At 65.9% G+C, this 16504-nt stretch carries 16 protein-coding genes; 1 reads left to right on the top strand and 15 read right to left on the bottom strand.

The annotated features are described in order from the left end of the window. Positions 1 to 126 precede the first annotated feature (126 nt). A complete protein-coding gene (mltB, locus tag C4B30_RS17590) occupies positions 127 to 1344 on the top strand; it encodes a lytic murein transglycosylase B (protein WP_027783872.1) in 1218 nt (405 codons plus the stop codon). A 74-nt stretch (positions 1345 to 1418) separates the two neighbouring features. Here mltB and cysM read toward each other — a convergent pair whose 3' ends face one another. From cysM to C4B30_RS17515, 15 genes are all read right to left on the bottom strand, one after another. Further along, a complete protein-coding gene (gene cysM / locus C4B30_RS17585) occupies positions 1419 to 2321 on the bottom strand; it encodes a cysteine synthase CysM (RefSeq protein ID WP_027783871.1) in 903 nt (300 codons plus the stop codon). Between the two features lie 213 nt (positions 2322 to 2534). Continuing rightward, a complete protein-coding gene (locus C4B30_RS17580; RefSeq protein WP_027783870.1) occupies positions 2535 to 2885 on the bottom strand; it encodes a ComEA family DNA-binding protein in 351 nt (116 codons plus the stop codon). A gap of 74 nt (positions 2886 to 2959) precedes the next feature. Then, on the bottom strand, positions 2960 to 3952 hold the full coding sequence (gene rfaD / locus C4B30_RS17575; protein ID WP_027783869.1) for an ADP-glyceromanno-heptose 6-epimerase: 993 nt from the start codon (positions 3950 to 3952) through the stop codon (positions 2960 to 2962). A gap of 63 nt (positions 3953 to 4015) precedes the next feature. Further along, positions 4016 to 4966 (bottom strand): D-glycero-beta-D-manno-heptose-7-phosphate kinase, encoded by a 951-nt coding sequence (gene rfaE1 / locus C4B30_RS17570; RefSeq protein ID WP_051421387.1) that lies wholly within the window; start codon positions 4964 to 4966, stop codon positions 4016 to 4018. A gap of 6 nt (positions 4967 to 4972) precedes the next feature. Continuing rightward, positions 4973 to 6373, bottom strand: coding sequence for a UDP-glucose dehydrogenase family protein (locus tag C4B30_RS17565; protein ID WP_027783868.1), 1401 nt, complete (start codon positions 6371 to 6373; stop codon positions 4973 to 4975). A gap of 90 nt (positions 6374 to 6463) precedes the next feature. Next, complete coding sequence (gene lapB, locus C4B30_RS17560) at positions 6464 to 7636, bottom strand: lipopolysaccharide assembly protein LapB (RefSeq protein WP_027783867.1); 1173 nt, start codon at positions 7634 to 7636, stop codon at positions 6464 to 6466. 53 nt (positions 7637 to 7689) lie between these two features. Beyond that, complete coding sequence (locus C4B30_RS17555) at positions 7690 to 7983, bottom strand: lipopolysaccharide assembly protein LapA domain-containing protein (protein WP_012328123.1); 294 nt, start codon at positions 7981 to 7983, stop codon at positions 7690 to 7692. Between the two features lie 209 nt (positions 7984 to 8192). Beyond that, positions 8193 to 8516 (bottom strand): integration host factor subunit beta, encoded by a 324-nt coding sequence (locus tag C4B30_RS17550; RefSeq protein ID WP_006486894.1) that lies wholly within the window; start codon positions 8514 to 8516, stop codon positions 8193 to 8195. A gap of 22 nt (positions 8517 to 8538) precedes the next feature. Further along, positions 8539 to 10251 (bottom strand): 30S ribosomal protein S1, encoded by a 1713-nt coding sequence (gene rpsA, locus C4B30_RS17545; RefSeq protein WP_027783866.1) that lies wholly within the window; start codon positions 10249 to 10251, stop codon positions 8539 to 8541. Positions 10252 to 10392: 141 nt separating this feature from the next. After that, positions 10393 to 11079 carry a (d)CMP kinase gene (gene cmk / locus C4B30_RS17540; protein WP_006476573.1) on the bottom strand — a complete coding sequence of 229 codons (687 nt, stop codon included), beginning with the start codon at positions 11077 to 11079 and terminating at the stop codon, positions 10393 to 10395. 13 nt (positions 11080 to 11092) lie between these two features. Next, positions 11093 to 12397 (bottom strand): 3-phosphoshikimate 1-carboxyvinyltransferase, encoded by a 1305-nt coding sequence (gene aroA, locus C4B30_RS17535; protein ID WP_027783865.1) that lies wholly within the window; start codon positions 12395 to 12397, stop codon positions 11093 to 11095. 13 nt (positions 12398 to 12410) lie between these two features. Beyond that, positions 12411 to 13337, bottom strand: a complete 927-nt coding sequence (locus C4B30_RS17530; protein ID WP_027783864.1) for a prephenate dehydrogenase — start codon at positions 13335 to 13337, stop codon at positions 12411 to 12413. A gap of 186 nt (positions 13338 to 13523) precedes the next feature. After that, a complete protein-coding gene (gene pheA / locus C4B30_RS17525) occupies positions 13524 to 14606 on the bottom strand; it encodes a prephenate dehydratase (protein WP_027783863.1) in 1083 nt (360 codons plus the stop codon). A gap of 33 nt (positions 14607 to 14639) precedes the next feature. Further along, positions 14640 to 15722 (bottom strand): 3-phosphoserine/phosphohydroxythreonine transaminase, encoded by a 1083-nt coding sequence (serC, locus tag C4B30_RS17520; RefSeq protein ID WP_027783862.1) that lies wholly within the window; start codon positions 15720 to 15722, stop codon positions 14640 to 14642. 155 nt (positions 15723 to 15877) lie between these two features. Then, positions 15878 to 16477 (bottom strand): DUF2059 domain-containing protein, encoded by a 600-nt coding sequence (locus C4B30_RS17515; protein ID WP_027783861.1) that lies wholly within the window; start codon positions 16475 to 16477, stop codon positions 15878 to 15880. Positions 16478 to 16504 lie beyond the last annotated feature (27 nt).

The following is a 16504-nucleotide window of genomic DNA, read 5'->3' as shown; positions in this document are numbered from 1 at the left end:
ATGATGTCCATCGTCTGCCGCGAATTCGCCGCTAACTTACCACAACGAGGGCCGACATCGGCCCGGCGCGCCGGATGCGTCGGGTATACTGCGCCGAACACAATCGCCCTGTCCGCCCGCTTCGACATGAATCCCAGCAAGCCTGCCGTCCTTCTCTCCGCGCTGTTTCGCGTTCGCGCTCCGCTCGTCGCCGCTGCCCTCGCCGCGGCCCTCGGCACCGCGCCGGCCGTGGCGCAGACGCAGCCCGCGAAGCCCGCCGGCACGCTCGTCGCCCAGGCCCAGCCGCAGCAGCCGACGCCGCAAGGCCAGACCTTCGAAGAGGAAATCGTTCCGCAGCGTTATGCGAACAACGCGAAGGTCGACGCGTTCATCGACGAGATGGTGAGCCGCAACGGCTTCGATTCGGCGAGCCTGCATGCGCTGTTCTCGCGCATCAGCTACTCGGCGACGGCCGTCAAGCTCGTGAGGCCGGCCCCGTCGCCGACGGTCAAGAACTGGCGCGTCTATCGCTCGCGCTTCATCGAGCCGATCCGCATCAACGCGGGCGTGAAGTTCTGGAAGGCGAACCAGGCCACCCTGCAGCGCGCGTCCGAGCAGTTCGGCGTGCCGCCCGAGGTGATCGTCGGCATCATCGGCGTCGAGACCATCTACGGCCGCTACATGGGCAATTTCCGCGTGCTCGACGCGCTGACGACGCTCACGTTCGACTACCCGGACACGCCGAATCGCGACAGCCGCCAGGCCACGTTCCGCAAGAACCTCGAAGACTTCCTGGTCTGGACCCGCGACAACCAGCTCGACCCCACCACCGTGCTCGGCTCGTACACCGGCGCGATCGGGATTCCGCAGTTCCTGCCGAGCAGCATCCGCGAATATGCGGTCGACTTCGACGGCACGGGTCACGTCGATCTGCGCAGCAGTCCTGTCGATGCGATCGGCAGCGTCGCGAACTACCTGAAGCAGCACGGCTGGGAAACCGACCGCCCGGTGGTCTGGCAGATCACGCCCGATACAGGCAGCCTGGGCATCGCACAGGCCGCCGCCGACGGCCAGCCCGAACCGCACTGGGCGCTGTCGCAACTGCTGCGCGCGGGCATGACGTTGAACGAGCCGACGGTCAACATCACGACCGAAGCCGGCACGCCGGTAACCGTGGTCGATCTGCCGACGCCGGGGCGCGCGACCGAATACATGATTGGCCTGAAGAACTTCTACGTGCTGACGCGCTACAACCGCAGTTTCTTCTACGCGCTCACCGTGTACCAGCTCGGCGAGGCCGTGAAAGCGCAGATGGAAGCGAGCGGTGCGCTGCCACCCGCCGCTGCCCAGACGCAGCCGCAGTAAGCACGGGCCGCCCAAAGAAAAAACGCCGCGGAAGCGGCGTTTTTTATCGATGCGCGAATCGCGCACCCTCTCGCTCAGGCGGGAAACACGCCCGTGGACAGGTAGCGGTCGCCGCGATCGCAGACGATGAACACGATCGTCGCGTTCTCGACCTGACGCGCGATGCGCATCGCGACTTCGCATGCGCCGCCCGACGAAATGCCCGCGAAGATGCCTTCGACCGCCGCGAGCCGGCGCGTCATCGTTTCCGACGCGGCCTGACTCACGTTCTCGACGCGGTCGATGCGGCTGCGATCGAAGATGGTCGGCATGTACGCTTCCGGCCACTTGCGGATGCCGGGAATACGCGAGCCGTCTTCCGGCTGCGCACCGACGATCTCGACCGCCGGATTCTGTTCCTTCAGGTAGCGCGACGTGCCCATGATCGTGCCCGTCGTGCCCATGGCGGACACGAAGTGCGTGATGCGCCCTTCGGTATCGCGCCAGATCTCCGGCCCCGTTCCTTCGTAGTGCGCGACGGGATTGTCGGGGTTGCCGAACTGATCGAGGATCACGCCCTTGCCTTCGCGCTGCATCTGCTCCGCGAGGTCGCGCGCCAGCTCCATCCCGCCCTTCACCGGCGTCAGGATGATTTCGGCGCCATAAGCCGCCATGCTCTGGCGGCGCTCGACCGACAGATCCTCCGGCATGACCAGCACCATCTTGTAGCCGCGGATCGCCGCGGCCATCGCGAGCGCGATGCCCGTGTTGCCGCTCGTCGCCTCGATCAGCGTATCGCCCGGCTTGATGCGCCCGCGCGCCTCGGCCTTGCTGATCATCGACAGCGCCGGGCGATCCTTCACGGAACCGGCCGGATTGTTGCCCTCGAGCTTCGCGAGCACCACGTTGTTGCGGGCACGAATCTCGTCGTCCGGCAGGCGGACCAGTTGCACGAGCGGCGTATTGCCGATCGTGTCTTCGATAGTTTTGTAAGCCATGGATATACCGTGAGTACGAGGCCGATCAATCGGTCGATTGTAAACCAGCACCGGCACGCGCGCCGGCAACCCCATTGCAACGATGGAATACGCGTGCCGCGCGGGTCGCGATCGCCGCGCATGCCGCCCCACGCAAAAAACCCGCGGCATGCCGCGGGAAGCCGTCGCAACGACGGCGACTGAAGGAGCCGTTTGTCGGGTACGCGCGACCCGTTACTTCTGCGCGGTGCGAGCCGGTGCGGCGGCAGGTTTCGCTGCCGCCGGCTTGCCTGCGGCCGACGGCGTCGTGCCCGCGGCGGCCGCCGCCGCGCCGATCGTCAACCCTTCCTGCTGAAGCCGCTCGACGGTATGCCCGCCCATGCCCTTCACGCGCGTGGCGAGATCGTCCGCATTCCTGAACGGCCCGTGTGCGCCGCGCTCGTCGAGAATCGCCTTCGCCCGCGCCGGACCGATGCCCTTGATGCCGACGAGCGCATCCTCGTTCGCCGTGTTGACGTCGACGGCAGCCCAGGCCGACGCCACTGCGCCGAGCATGACCGCTGCGGCAAACCATTTCCTGATCATGTGCTGGATCTCCGAAGTAAAACGGCCGGCGGCTGCCGACCGTGAGACCCAGTCTATCGATGCAACGCGCCGGTTTAAACCTGGCCGGATAGCCAACGGACGTAGCGGTCGACGCCTTCCTGCACGGTCAGGAACGGTGCGTCGTAGCCGGCCGCGCGCAGTTTCGTCTGGTCGGCCTGGGTGAAGCACTGGTACTTGCCGCGCAGCGCATCGGGGAACGGCACGTATTCGATCAACCCCTGCTCGACCTGCTGCGCGAGCGTCAGCGGCGGCTGGTTGTCGAGCGCGCGCAGCGTGTTCACGACCGTCGACGCGATATCGTTGAACGGTTGCGCCCGGCCCGTGCCGAGATTGAAGATGCCCGACTTCTCCGGATGATCGAAGAAGAACAGGTTCACCTTGGTCACGTCCTCGACGGACACGAAATCGCGCGTCTGCTCGCCCGGCGCATAACCGTTGTACTCGCCGAACAGCTTCACCTTGCCTTCGGCGCGGAACTGGTTGAAGTTGTGGAAGGCGACCGACGCCATGCGGCCCTTGTGCGTCTCGCGCGGGCCGTACACGTTGAAATAGCGGAAGCCCGCGATCTGGCTCTTCGCGCTCGGCAGCACGCGGCGGATCACCTGGTCGAACAGGAACTTCGAATAGCCGTACACGTTCAGCGGCGCCTCGACGTCGCGCTCCTCGACGAAACGCGTCGAGCCGCCGTAGATCGCGGCCGACGATGCATACAGGAACTGCGTGCCCCGCGCGAGGCAGGTATCGAGCACCGCGCGGCTGTAGCGGAAGTTGTTGTCCATCATGTAGCGGCCGTCGGTTTCCATCGTGTCCGAACAGGCGCCTTCATGAAATACCGCGCGTACCTTGCCGAAATCGCCGCGCGCGAAGCGTTCGACGAATTCGGTCTTGTCGAGATAATCGTCGATCTCGCAGTCGACGAGATTGCGGAACTTGTCCGCGCGCGTCAGGTTGTCGACCGCGATGATGCGCGTCTCGCCGCGCTCGTTGAGCGCCTTGACGATGTTCGCGCCGATAAAACCGGCCGCGCCGGTGACGATGAGGGTCATGATCGTCCTGCCTGAAAAGTGCGAGCCACTCGTGCGGCGCGCTCGTCGCGCCGCCGAATGCACTCAGTGAAACAGTTCGTCGTAGTCCACCGTGGCCGTGCCGAGCTTGCCGACCACGATGCCTGCCGCGCGATTCGCGAGCACCACGGCGTCGACGAGCGGTACCCCGGCGCCGAGCATCGTCGCGACCGTCGCGATCACGGTGTCACCCGCGCCCGACACGTCGAACACTTCGCGCGCGAGCGCCGGCGCATGCAGTTCGCCGCCCGCGGAAAAGAGCGTCATGCCCTCTTCCGAACGCGTGAGCAGCAACGCGTCGATGCCGAGCTCCGCACGCAGATTCGCGACGCGCGCGCGCAGGTCGTCTTCCGATTTCCACTGCCCGATCACCTCGCGCAGTTCGGCGCGATTCGGCGTGATCAGCGATGCGCCGCGATAGCGTGCCCAGTCGTCGCCCTTCGGGTCGACCAGAACCGCCTTGCCGGCCGCACGCGCCTTCTCGATCATCGTCGTGACGTGGGTGAGGCCGCCTTTCGCGTAATCCGACATCAGCACGACGTCGTGCTGCGGCAGCAGCGCATCGAAGCGCGCGAGCCCCGCGAGCAGCACCTCGTGCGTCGGCATCGCCTCGAAGTCGACGCGCAGCAGCTGCTGCTGGCGCGCGAGCACGCGCAGCTTGATCGTGGTCGGCAAGGCCGGATCGCGCTCGAGATGGGGTGTCACGCCGCTGCTGCCGAGCAGCTCGACGATCCGCTCGCCGGGCTCGTCGCAACCGACCACGCACAGCAGCCCAGCCTGGCCGCCGAGCGTCACGGCATTGCGCGCGACGTTGGCCGCGCCGCCGAGCCGCTCCTCCTGACGCTGCACGTGCACGACCGGCACCGGCGCTTCAGGCGAAATGCGATCGACGTTGCCGAACCAGTAGCGGTCGAGCATCACGTCGCCGACGACGAGCACACGCGAGCGCGCAAGTTGCTCGCGCGGCACCGGAACGATTTCGCGAAGAGTATTCATCGTACGTTAGCCACGGGAGAACGACTGGGGATCGACATACGGCCGGCCGATCGCGTAGTAGTCGATGCCCAGTTCGGCCATCGCGTCCGGCTCGTACAGGTTGCGCCCGTCGAAGATCACCGGCGCCTTGAGTTCGGCCTTCAGGCGCGTGAAATCGGGGCTGCGGAATTCCTTCCACTCGGTCACGATCACGAGTGCGTCCGCGCCCGTGACCGCGACGTCCTGCGTGTCGACGAGATGCAGTCGCGCCAGCACGTCCGCATCGTCGCCGAAATCCAGCGCGAACACGCGCCGCGCTTCGTCGACGGCGACCGGATCGTAGGCGCGCACGGTCGCACCGCGTGCGAGCAGCGCGGCGATCAGGCGGCGGCTGGGCGCCTCGCGCATGTCGTCGGTGTTCGGCTTGAACGCCAGGCCCCAGACCGCGAACTCGCGCCCGGTCAGGTCGGCGCCGAAGCGCTGCTCGATCTTGCCGATCAGCACGTCCTTCTGGGCATGGTTGGCGGCCTCGACGGCCTCCAGGATGCGCAGCGGCTGGCCGTTCTCGCCCGCGGTGCGGATCAGCGCCTGCACGTCCTTCGGGAAGCACGAGCCGCCGTAGCCGACGCCGGCGTACAGGAAGTGATAGCCGATGCGCGGATCGGAGCCGATTCCGCGGCGCACGGCCTCGATGTCGGCGCCGACCTTGTCGGCGAGATTCGACATCTCGTTCATGAACGAGATGCGCGTCGCGAGCATCGCGTTCGCCGCATATTTCGCGAATTCGGCCGAACGCACGTCCATGTAGATCGTGCGCTCGTGGTTGCGGTTGAACGGCGCATAGAGCTTCTTCATCTTCTCGCGCGCGATCGTGCCCGTCTCGTCGTCGTCGACGCCGATGATGATCCGGTCCGGGCGCATGAAGTCCTCGACCGCCGCGCCTTCCTTCAGGAATTCCGGGTTCGACACGACCGAGAAGCGATGCGCGACGCTGCCCGCGAGCCCGCGTGCGGCAAGCGCCTCGTCGACCACGCCGTGCACGCGCCGCGCGGTGCCGACCGGCACCGTCGACTTGTCGACGATCACCTTGAAGCCCGTCATGTGGCGGCCGATGTTGCGCGCGGCCTCGAGCACGTACTGCAGGTCGGCCGAGCCGTCCTCGTCGGGCGGCGTGCCGACCGCGATGAACTGGATCTCGCCGTGCGCGACGCTCGCCTCGATGTCGGTCGAGAAGCGCAGGCGCCCCGCCGTGCGGTTGCGCGCGATGATGTCGAGCAGCCCCGGTTCGTGAATCGGCATCCCGCCGTTGTTCAGGATGTCGATCTTGCGCGGATCGACGTCGAGACAAAAGACGTCGTGACCGATCTCCGCGAGGCAGGCGCCCGTGACGAGGCCGACATAGCCGGTGCCGATGATGGTGATTTTCATAGATGTTCCGGTACTTCCCGGTAATTGACTAACTTGGCCGCCGGGACGAGCCCGGCGGCAACCGCGGCGCGTCGGCTCCGCGTGCCGGGATCAGCCCGGCATCGCAGGTTCGACGCGGCGCGGCGCATAGGTTTCCCAGCCGCTGCATCCGGGGCACTGCCAGTAGAAGAGCCGTGCCCGGAAACCGCAATTCTGGCACGTATACCGTGGCAGATTTTTCGTGCGCTGCTTGATCAGCGCAAGCATCATTTCAAGTTCCTTACGGCGCGGTTCCTCGGCCGCCGCGATCTGCGCATCGAGCAGGTGCAGCATCCCCGACAGGTTCGGCGACTTTTCCATCTGCGTGCGCGCGAGCGTGTGCGCCGCATCCTGGCCGCGCAGCCCCGCGATATGCTGATAGGCGATGTCGAGCAGGTCGTTCGACGGATAACGATCGACGTACCCCATCAGCAGCTCGGCGCCTTCGACGTTCCTGCCGAGCGCGACGTACGCCTTCATCAGCTTGTCGGCCACGAGCGGCAGATAGGCCGGATTCTGCGCTTCGACGCGCTTCCAGTGCTCGATCGCGGCCGCGTGGTCGCCCGCCGCTTCCGCCGCGTCGCCGGACAGAATCGTCGCACGGACGTTCTGCGGATTCACGGTCAGCGCGAGCCGCAGTTGCTCCGCGGCCGCGGCTGCATTCTTGCGCTGCAGTGCGTCCTGCGCGAGTTCGCAGTGAAACTGCGCGATTTCGATGCCGAGCGGCTTGTCGCTCATCGACTCGATACGCTTCGCCGTATCGATCGACTTGTTCCAGTCCTTCTCGATCTCGTAGATCGTCAGCAGCGCCCGCTGTGCGCCGAGCGCGTAGTCGCCGTCCGCGAGCTTGTGGAATGCTTCTTCCGCGCGATCCAGCAAGCCGGCTTTCAGGAAATCCTGGCCCAGTTCGTACAGCGCGTGGTCGCGCTCGTTGACCGGCAGGTCGGTGCGGCTCAGCAGGTTCTGGTGCACGCGGATCGCGCGGTCGGTCTCGCCGCGACGGCGAAACAGGTTGCCGAGCGCGAAGTGCAGCTCGACCGTTTCGGGATCGAGCTTGGCCACCTCGATGAACGCATCGATCGCCTTGTCGGGTTGTTCGTTCAACAGAAAATTCAGGCCGCGAAAATACGAACGCGGCAGGTTGGCACTCTCCGACAGGAGATTCTTCAGGTCATAGCGTGACGCCGCCCAACCGAGCGCGAATGCGACCGGAATCGCGAGCAACCACCAGAAATCCAGATCCATGCGAAATATCGAAGCAGAGACGAAAACCGCGCGATGATCGCGCGGCGTCCGGGTTAAATGACGGGCGGCATCGGCGGCTGGTCGATGACGGCAGGCGTTTCACGCGCCGCGCGCAGATCGCGCTTCAAACGCCCGTTTTCGAGGCGCAGACGAAAGATCGAAGGCAGCGCGGACAGCAGGCCGGCCAGCAGCCCCACGGCGAAGAATGCCAGGCCGATCAGGATCAGCGGCGCTTGCCATGCGTAGCCGGCAACGAAATTCAGCGTCGCGGTTTGCGTATTGGCCAGCGCAAGCACCAGCAGCAGGACGAACACCAATACCCGGATCAGCCAGACGATAAACTTCATGAAGCCCTCTCTTTGTTGAGGTTTGCCGCGGCGCGCGACTCCCCTTCGTCGCACCGAATCGACCCGTATTGTAAAGGAAGCGTTTCCGCGGCTGCGCACATCCTGTGCGCGGCGTTGCGCATCGGTTGCCGGAAATGAAAAAAGCGCCCGCAAGGGGCGCTTTTCTTTTCAGCCTTCGCCGGACAGGTTCCGGGCACACCGAACGACGCTCAACGCTCGTCGTCCGGATCGTCAGCCTTCAGCGGTTCACCGGCGCGGCCGTCGACGCGTTCACGCAATTCCTTGCCAGGTTTGAAGTGCGGCACGAACTTCTCGGGCACCTGCACTTTCTCCCCCGACTTCGGGTTGCGTCCGACGCGCGCCGGGCGACGATTGAGGCCAAAGCTGCCGAAACCCCGAATTTCAATGCGATGCCCTTTCGCCAGGGCGTCGGACATCGCATCGAGCATCGTTTTCACCGCGAAATCCGCATCCTTGAGGACAAGTTGCGGAAATCGCGATGCCAGCTGCGCGACCAACTCGGATTTGGTCATACTTCAGCAGACCTCGTAAGGCTTACTGGTTCTGGCCGTCGAGCTTCGCCTTCAGCAGCGCGCCGAGGTTGGTCGTACCGGTCGCAGCAGCGCTGGAGTCCGACTGCAGGCCACGGATCGCTTCCTGTTGTTCGGCCGAATCCTTCGCCTTGATCGACAGGTTGATGCCGCGCGACTTGCGATCGATGTTGATCACCATCGCGTTGACCTTGTCGCCTTCCTTCAGCACGTTGCGTGCGTCTTCGACGCGATCCTGCGAGATTTCCGACGCGCGCAGGTAGCCTTCGATGTCGCCCGTCAGCGTGATGACCGCACCCTTCGCATCGACCGTCTTCACGACGCCGTCGACGAGCGAGCCCTTGTCGTTCATTGCAACGTAGTTGCTGAACGGGTCGCCTTCGAGCTGCTTGATGCCGAGCGAAATACGCTCCTTCTCGACGTCGATACCGAGCACGATTGCTTCGACTTCGTCGCCCTTCTTGTACTTGCGAACGGCTTCTTCGCCGGCTTCGCTCCACGACAGGTCCGACAGGTGGACCAGGCCGTCGATGCCGCCCGGCAGACCGATGAACACGCCGAAGTCGGTGATCGACTTGATTGCGCCCGTGATCTTGTCGCCCTTCTTGAAGTTGCGGCTGAAGTCATCCCACGGATTCGGCTTGCACTGCTTCATGCCGAGGCTGATACGGCGGCGGTCTTCGTCGATCTCGAGGACCATGACTTCGACTTCGTCGCCCAGCTGGACAACCTTCGACGGCGCGACGTTCTTGTTGGTCCAGTCCATTTCCGACACGTGGACGAGGCCTTCGATGCCCGATTCCACTTCGACGAATGCGCCGTAGTCGGTGATGTTCGTGACCTTGCCGAACAGGCGCGTGCCCGACGGGTAACGGCGCGAGATGCCTTCCCACGGATCGTCGCCCAGTTGCTTGATGCCCAGCGAGACGCGGTTCTTCTCTTGGTCGAACTTGAGGATCTTCGCGGTGACTTCCTGGCCAACCGACAGGACTTCGCTCGGGTGACGCACACGACGCCATGCGATGTCGGTGATGTGCAGCAGGCCGTCGATGCCGCCGAGGTCGACGAACGCGCCGTAATCGGTGATGTTCTTGACCACGCCGTTGACGATCGCGCCTTCCTTCAGCGTCTCGAGCAGCTTCGCGCGCTCTTCGCCTTGCGTTGCTTCGATCACTGCACGACGCGACAGCACGACGTTGTTACGCTTGCGATCGAGCTTGATCACGCGGAACTCGAGCGTCTTGCCTTCGTACGGGGTCGTGTCCTTGACCGGACGCGTGTCGACCAGCGAACCCGGCAGGAACGCGCGGATGCCGTTGACCATCACGGTCATGCCGCCCTTCACCTTGCCGGTGATCGTGCCGGTGACGAGCTCGTTGTTGTCGAGCGCCTTTTCCAGCGACAGCCACGATGCAAGGCGCTTCGCCTTGTCGCGCGACAGGATCGTGTCGCCGTAGCCGTTTTCGAGTGCGTCGATCGCGACGGACACGAAATCGCCCGACTGCACCTCAACCTCGCCCTGATCGTTCAGGAATTCCTCGATCGGAATGTAAGCCTCGGACTTCAGGCCTGCATTGACGACCACGAAGTTGTGGTCGACGCGCACGACTTCGGCGGAAATCACTTCGCCGGCGCGCATGTCTTGGCGGGTCAGCGACTCTTCGAACAGAGCCGCAAAGGATTCGGTATTCGGGGTGGAGGTTTGCAGGTCGGACATAAAAATCTGATTGTGCATGGCTCGCTGTGCCACGCCGGCCGGAATGGCAGGCTGAAAGGGCCAGATCGAAGACCACACGGGGTTAAGGGTTCGAAACACGCTCCGCGCTCAGACGCGGAGCACCTACCGCTGCCCGCCTTCTCAGGCAGGCTGGCCGAGCGCCCGGTACCACTGCAGCACCTGATCGACGGCTTCATCGACCGAAAGTGCCGACGTATCGAGCAGCTTGGCATCTGCCGCAGGCTTCAGCGGCGCGGCCGCGCGATTGCTGTCGCGCGCGTCACGTTCACGAAGATCCCGGAGCAAGTCATCTATATTAGCAGAAAAACCTTTTTGCATCAATTGCTTATGCCGCCTGGTCGCGCGTGCCTCGGCGCTGGCCGTCAGGAACACCTTCAGCACGGCGTCCGGGAAGATCACGGTGCCCATGTCGCGCCCGTCCGCCACGAGGCCCGGCGTCTTGCGGAACGCGCGCTGACGCGCGACGAGCGCGGTGCGCACGGGGCCGTGCACGGCAATGGCCGACGCGCGGTTACCGACCGCTTCGGCACGAATGTCGTTCGACACGTCGACGCCGTCGAGCTGCGCGCAACCTTCGCGGAACGTGATGTGCAGATCGTCGATCAGCTTCACCAGCGCGTCGATGTCCTCCGCCGCGATGCCGTAGCGCACGCTCGCGAGCGCCGCGAGCCGGTACAGCGCGCCGCTGTCGAGCAGGTGGAAGCCGAGGTGGGCGGCGACGAGCGCCGCGACGGTGCCCTTGCCGGAAGCGGTCGGGCCGTCGATCGTGATGACGGGAGTCGGGTGAAAGGGTCGGGTCGATTTCATCGGAACAGTCGGCTCAGGCCTTGGCGAGCGCGGCGAAGCGGTCGAAATAGTCGGGGAACGTCTTGCCGACGCACTTCGGATCGTTGATCCGCACGGGCACGCCGCCCAGACTGACGAGCGAGAAGCACATCGCCATCCGGTGATCGTCGTACGTATCGATCGCCGCGTTCGGCGTGAGCGTTTCCGGCGGCGTGACGACGAGATAGTCGGGGCCTTCCTCGACGATCGCGCCGACCTTGCGCAGCTCGGTCGCCATCGCGGCGATGCGGTCCGTTTCCTTCACGCGCCAGCTCGCGATGTTGCGCAGCGTGCTCGTGCCGCTCGCGAACAGCGCCGCGACCGCGATGGTCATCGCCGCGTCGGGAATCAGGTTGAAGTCCATGTCGATCGGCTCGAGCTTGCCGTGATCGTGGCCGATGCCGCGCACGTCGATCCAGTCGTCGCCCATCGTCACGTTCGCGCCCATCTGCATCAGCGCGTTCGCGAAGCCGACGTCGCCCTGGATGCTCGCCCGTCCCACGCCCTCGACCCGCAGCGGGCCGCCGCCCAGCGCGCCGGCCGCGAGGAAGTACGACGCGGACGACGCGTCGCCCTCGACCATGATCCGCCCCGGCGAGCGGTAGCGGACGCCGGCCGGCACGACGAAGCGCTGCCAGCCGTCGCGCTCGACGGTCACGCCGAAGCGCTCCATCAGCCGGATCGTGATGTCGATGTACGGCTTCGAGATCAGCTCGCCGTCGACTTCGACAACGGTCCGGCCGTCCTTCGCCTTCACGAGCGGCAGCGTCATCAGCAGCGCGGTGAGGAACTGGCTCGACACGTCGCCGCGCACGCGGATCGGCGCATCGACCGAGATCGTCGCGGGCTTGATCCGCAGCGGCGGGTAGCCTTCGTTCAGCTCGTAGTCGATCTGCGCGCCGATCTGGCGCAAGCCGTCGACGAGATCGCCGATCGGCCGCTCGTGCATGCGCGGCACGCCGTGCACGCGGTAGTCGCCGCCGTTCACCGCGAGCGCGGCGGTCAGCGGCCGAACCGCCGTGCCGGCGTTGCCGAGGAACAGGTCGGCCGTCTTCGCGGTGAACGCGCCGCGCGTGCCGGCGACGACACAGGTGTCGCCGTCGCGCGCGAGCTTCACGCCGAGCTTGTCGAGTGCGTCGAGCATCACGCGCGTGTCGTCGGAGTCGAGCAGGTTGGTGATCGTCGTTTCGCCTTCGGCGAGCGCCGCGAGCAGCAGCACGCGGTTCGAAATGCTCTTCGAGCCGGGCAGGCGCACGGTGCCCGATGCGCTGGAGTACGGGCCGAGATCGAGGTAGTCCATGGGAATCGTCCTGTTATTTCTTGACCGGTTCGGCAGCGGGCGTGCCGCCGCGTTCCTGCCATGCCTTGCGCGCGGCGCGCGAGCGCGTGAATACGGCCTCGAGCGCCGCGCCGTCGCCGGCGTCGATCGCTGCGCGCAACCGCGTGAGCACGCGCGTGTAGCCGTCGAGTTCGTCGAGCAGCGCCGCGCGGTTCGCGACGCACACGTCGCGCCACATTTCCGGGTTCGACGCTGCGATGCGCGTGAAATCGCGAAAACCGCCGGCCGCGTACGAGAATTTCAGTTCCGCGTCGGCCTCGCCGAGAATCTGCTCGACGAGCGCGAACGACAGCACGTGCGGCAGATGGCTGATCGACGCGAATACGCGATCGTGCTGTTCGGTGCTCATCGTGCGCACGTCGGCGCCGGTCGCGCGCCACATCGCGTCGATCCGGGCCGCCGCTTCGGGTGCGTTCTCCGGCAGCGGGCACAGCACGACGTTGCGGCCGACGTAGAGGTCGGGCAACGCGGCCTCGACGCCGCTCGACTCGCGCCCGGCGATCGGATGACCGGGCACGAACTGCGCGATCCGCGCGCCGAGCGCGTCGCGCGCAGCCGCGACGACATCGGACTTGGTGCTGCCCGCATCGGTGACGATCGTCGCGCCGTCGAGCCACGGCGCGATGCGCGCGAGCAACGGGCCCGTCTGTGCGACGGGCGCGGCCAGCAAGACGAGATCGGCGCCGGCAAGGGCGTCGCGCACCTGCGCGTCGTCGTCGAGCGCCGCCGCGCGGTCGATCACGCCGAGCGCGCGCGCGCGCTCGACCGACGCACGCGAACGGCCCACGCCGACGATCTCGCCCGCGCCGCCCGGCGCGCGCTCGCGCAGCGCGCGGGCCAGCGATCCGCCGATCAGGCCGACGCCGAAGATGACCAGTTTGTTGAATGCAAAGCCTGACACGACAAGAGCCAAGTTACGCATGCGGAACGATGCCCCGCATGCGGAATTCCAGATTCCGGGCAACGGGCCCGCACCCGGCGCCACCTGCACCGGATACCGCCCGCACCCGCCTTCGGCAGCGCCGACCGGCCTGCCCTGCCCGCCCGGCCGCCACGCCTGCGCAAGCAGGCGATGGGCCGCCGCCCGTCAGCGTGCGCGTGGATACGAACCGAGTATCTTCAGGAACGCGGCCTTCTGGCCGAGTTCCGCCAGCGCGGCCGCCACCGCCGCATCGTCGCGATGCCCTTCGATGTCGATGTAGAAGTAGTACTCCCACGTGCCGACGCGCGCCGGACGCGACTCGAAGCGCGTCATCGACACGCCGTGCCGCGCGAGCGGCTCGAGCAGCTTGAACACGGCGCCCGGCTCGTTCTTCACCGACACGATCAGCGACGTCTGGTCGTGACCGCTCTGGCCGGCCGGCTGCTTGCCGACGATCACGAAGCGCGTGCGGTTGTGCGGATCGTCCTGGATCAGCGAGAACGCGATCTGCAGGCCGTAATGCGCGGCCGCGCGGTCGCCCGCGATCGCGGCGACGGTCGGATCGGCCGCTGCAAGGCGCGCGGCTTCCGCGTTGCTCGCCACGGCCTGCCGCTCGAGCTGCGGCGCATTCGCCGCGAGCCACTGCTGGCATTGCGCGAGCGCCTGCGCATGCGCGCAGACACGCTTCACGCCGTCGAGCGTACCGCTCTGCGTGAGCAGGTTGTGATGGATGGGTAGCGCGAGCTCGCCGCTGATCACCAGTTGGGTCTGCAGCAGCAGGTCGAGCGTGCGCGATACGGCGCCTTCGGTCGAATTCTCGACCGGCGCGATACCGAATGCGGACGCCCCGGCTTCGACCGAGCGGAACACCTCGTCGATCGACGGGCACGGCAGCCCTTCGATCGACTGGCCGAAATACTCGAGCATCGCCTGTTCGCTATACGTGCCGACCGGCCCGAGGAACGCGACGTGGATCGTCTGCTCGAGCGCGCGGCTCGCCGCCATGATCTCGCGCCAGATGGCGCTGATGTGCTCGCCCGCGAGCGGCCCGGCGCTCATGTCCTGCAGCCGCGCGATCACCTGCAGCTCGCGCTCCGGCCGGAACACCGGCGCATTGAAATGCTTCTTGACCTCGCCCACCTCCAGCGCCACCGCGGCGCGCTGGTTCAGGAGCGCGATCAGCTGCGCGTCGATCGCGTCGATGCGGTCGCGCAGCGGTTTCAGGCGGGAATTCAGTTCGTCGTCCATGCGTTTTGCCGTGCTGTTTGAACAGCGCCGCCGTCAGGCGCCGCGCTGCTCGAAATCCTTCATGTACTCGACCAGCGCCTTCACGCCCTCGAGCGGCACCGCGTTGTAGATCGACGCCCGCATGCCGCCGACGGACTTGTGGCCCTTCAGCTGCAGCAGCCCGCGCGCCTTTGCGCCGGCAAGGAAGTCTTCGTTGCGCGTTTCGTCGGCCAGGAAAAACGGCACGTTCATCCGCGAACGTGCTGCCGGCTCGACCTTGTTCAGATAGAAACTGCTCGCGTCGATCGTGTCGTAGAGCAGCTTCGATTTTTCGATATTGCGGGCCTCGATCGCTTCGAGGCCGCCCTGCCGCTTCAGCCACTGGAACACGAGGCCCGCGATGTAGATCGCGTAGGTGGGCGGCGTGTTGTACAGCGAGTTGTTCGCGGCGATGGTCTTCCATTCGAACGCGGACGGGCAGATCGACAGCGCGCGATCGAGCAGATCCTCGCGCACGATCACGACCGTCACGCCGGCCATCCCGATGTTCTTCTGCGCGCCGCCGAACAGCACGCCGTACTTCGCGACGTCCATCGGGCGCGACAGGATGTGCGACGAGACATCGGCGACCAGCGGCACGTCGCCGAGATCGGGGATCTCGAACGTCTCGACACCGTCGATCGTCTCGTTGGTGCACAGATGCACGTAGGCGGGATCGTCCGACAGTTGCCATTCGGCGTGCGCGGGCGCACGCGTGAAGCCGTCCTCCGTCTTGCCGGTCGCGGCCAGATGCGGCGTGCAGAACTTCTTCGCCTCGCCGAACGATTTCTGCGACCACGAACCCGTCACGACGAAGTCGGCCGTCTTGCGCGAGCCGAGCAGGTTCATCGGCACGATCGCGTTTTCCGCGATGCCGCCGCCCTGCAGGAACAGGATCCGGTGGCTCGCCGGCACGCCGAGCAGGTCGCGCAGGTCGGTCAGCGCGGCCTCGTGGATCGACATGAACTCCTTGCCGCGATGGCTCATCTCCATCACGCTCATGCCGCTGCCGTGCCAGTCGAGCATTTCGTCGGCGGCCTGCCGCAGCACTTCCTCGGGCATCGCCGCGGGGCCGGCGGAGAAATTAAAGACGCGCATCGTGAAAACCTCGGGAGGGACGCGACCGGCTCGCCGCCGGCAAAACGCGCCAGAAAAGAAATGGCCGCTTGCGCTCGCGCGCAAACGGCCATTATCGCACTGTCGTCAGGCTCCCGCCAAACCCGGCCGAACGGCCGGGGGCGTGCCCGGACAGCTTACTTGCCCGGCTTGACTGCTGCGACTTCCTTGTCAGCCTGCGTACGCGTTGCCTGGATCGCTTGCGGCATGTACTTCTGCATCAGGCCGTTGACCACGTCGCGGCCGACCTGATCCTGAACCTGGATGAACTTGCGGCCCGTCGGGCTCTTGTAGAACGTCGTCAGATCCTTGATCTCCGACGTGCTGTAGTACTTCGCGTATGCGTCGTACTGAGCCGACATCGCGTCGCTCTGGAACTGTTGCGTGCCGAACACCTTGCCTGCGCCGTCGACCAGCTTCGGCACCGCGTTCTTCTGCAGCGTCGGAACGGCAGCCTGCTTCTGCTTGTCGTTCAGCGACTTGTTTTCCGACAGCGCGTCCGACAGGATCGCCGGCACGAGCTGCTTGGCCTGCATTTCGGCGCTGTTGCCGATTGCCGACACGAGCTTCGGCGCGTCGATCGCGTCGAGCAGATCCTTGATCGCTGCCTTCTTGTCGGCGTCGATCGGCGCAGCTGCCGCCGGAGCAGCCGGTGCGGAATTCGACAGCGCCTGCGCCATCGCGAACGTCGGCACCAGTGCAGCCAGCAGAACCAGTTGCTTGAATTGCTTTTGCATCATCACTCCCTTTTGGAAATATGAATG

Source organism: Burkholderia sp. BE12 (genome assembly GCF_002959955.1).
In the GTDB taxonomy this organism is placed as follows: Bacteria; Pseudomonadota; Gammaproteobacteria; order Burkholderiales; family Burkholderiaceae; genus Burkholderia.
The sequence above is the reverse complement of the archived record's forward strand: the minus strand, read 5'-3'. Positions and strand labels throughout refer to the sequence as shown.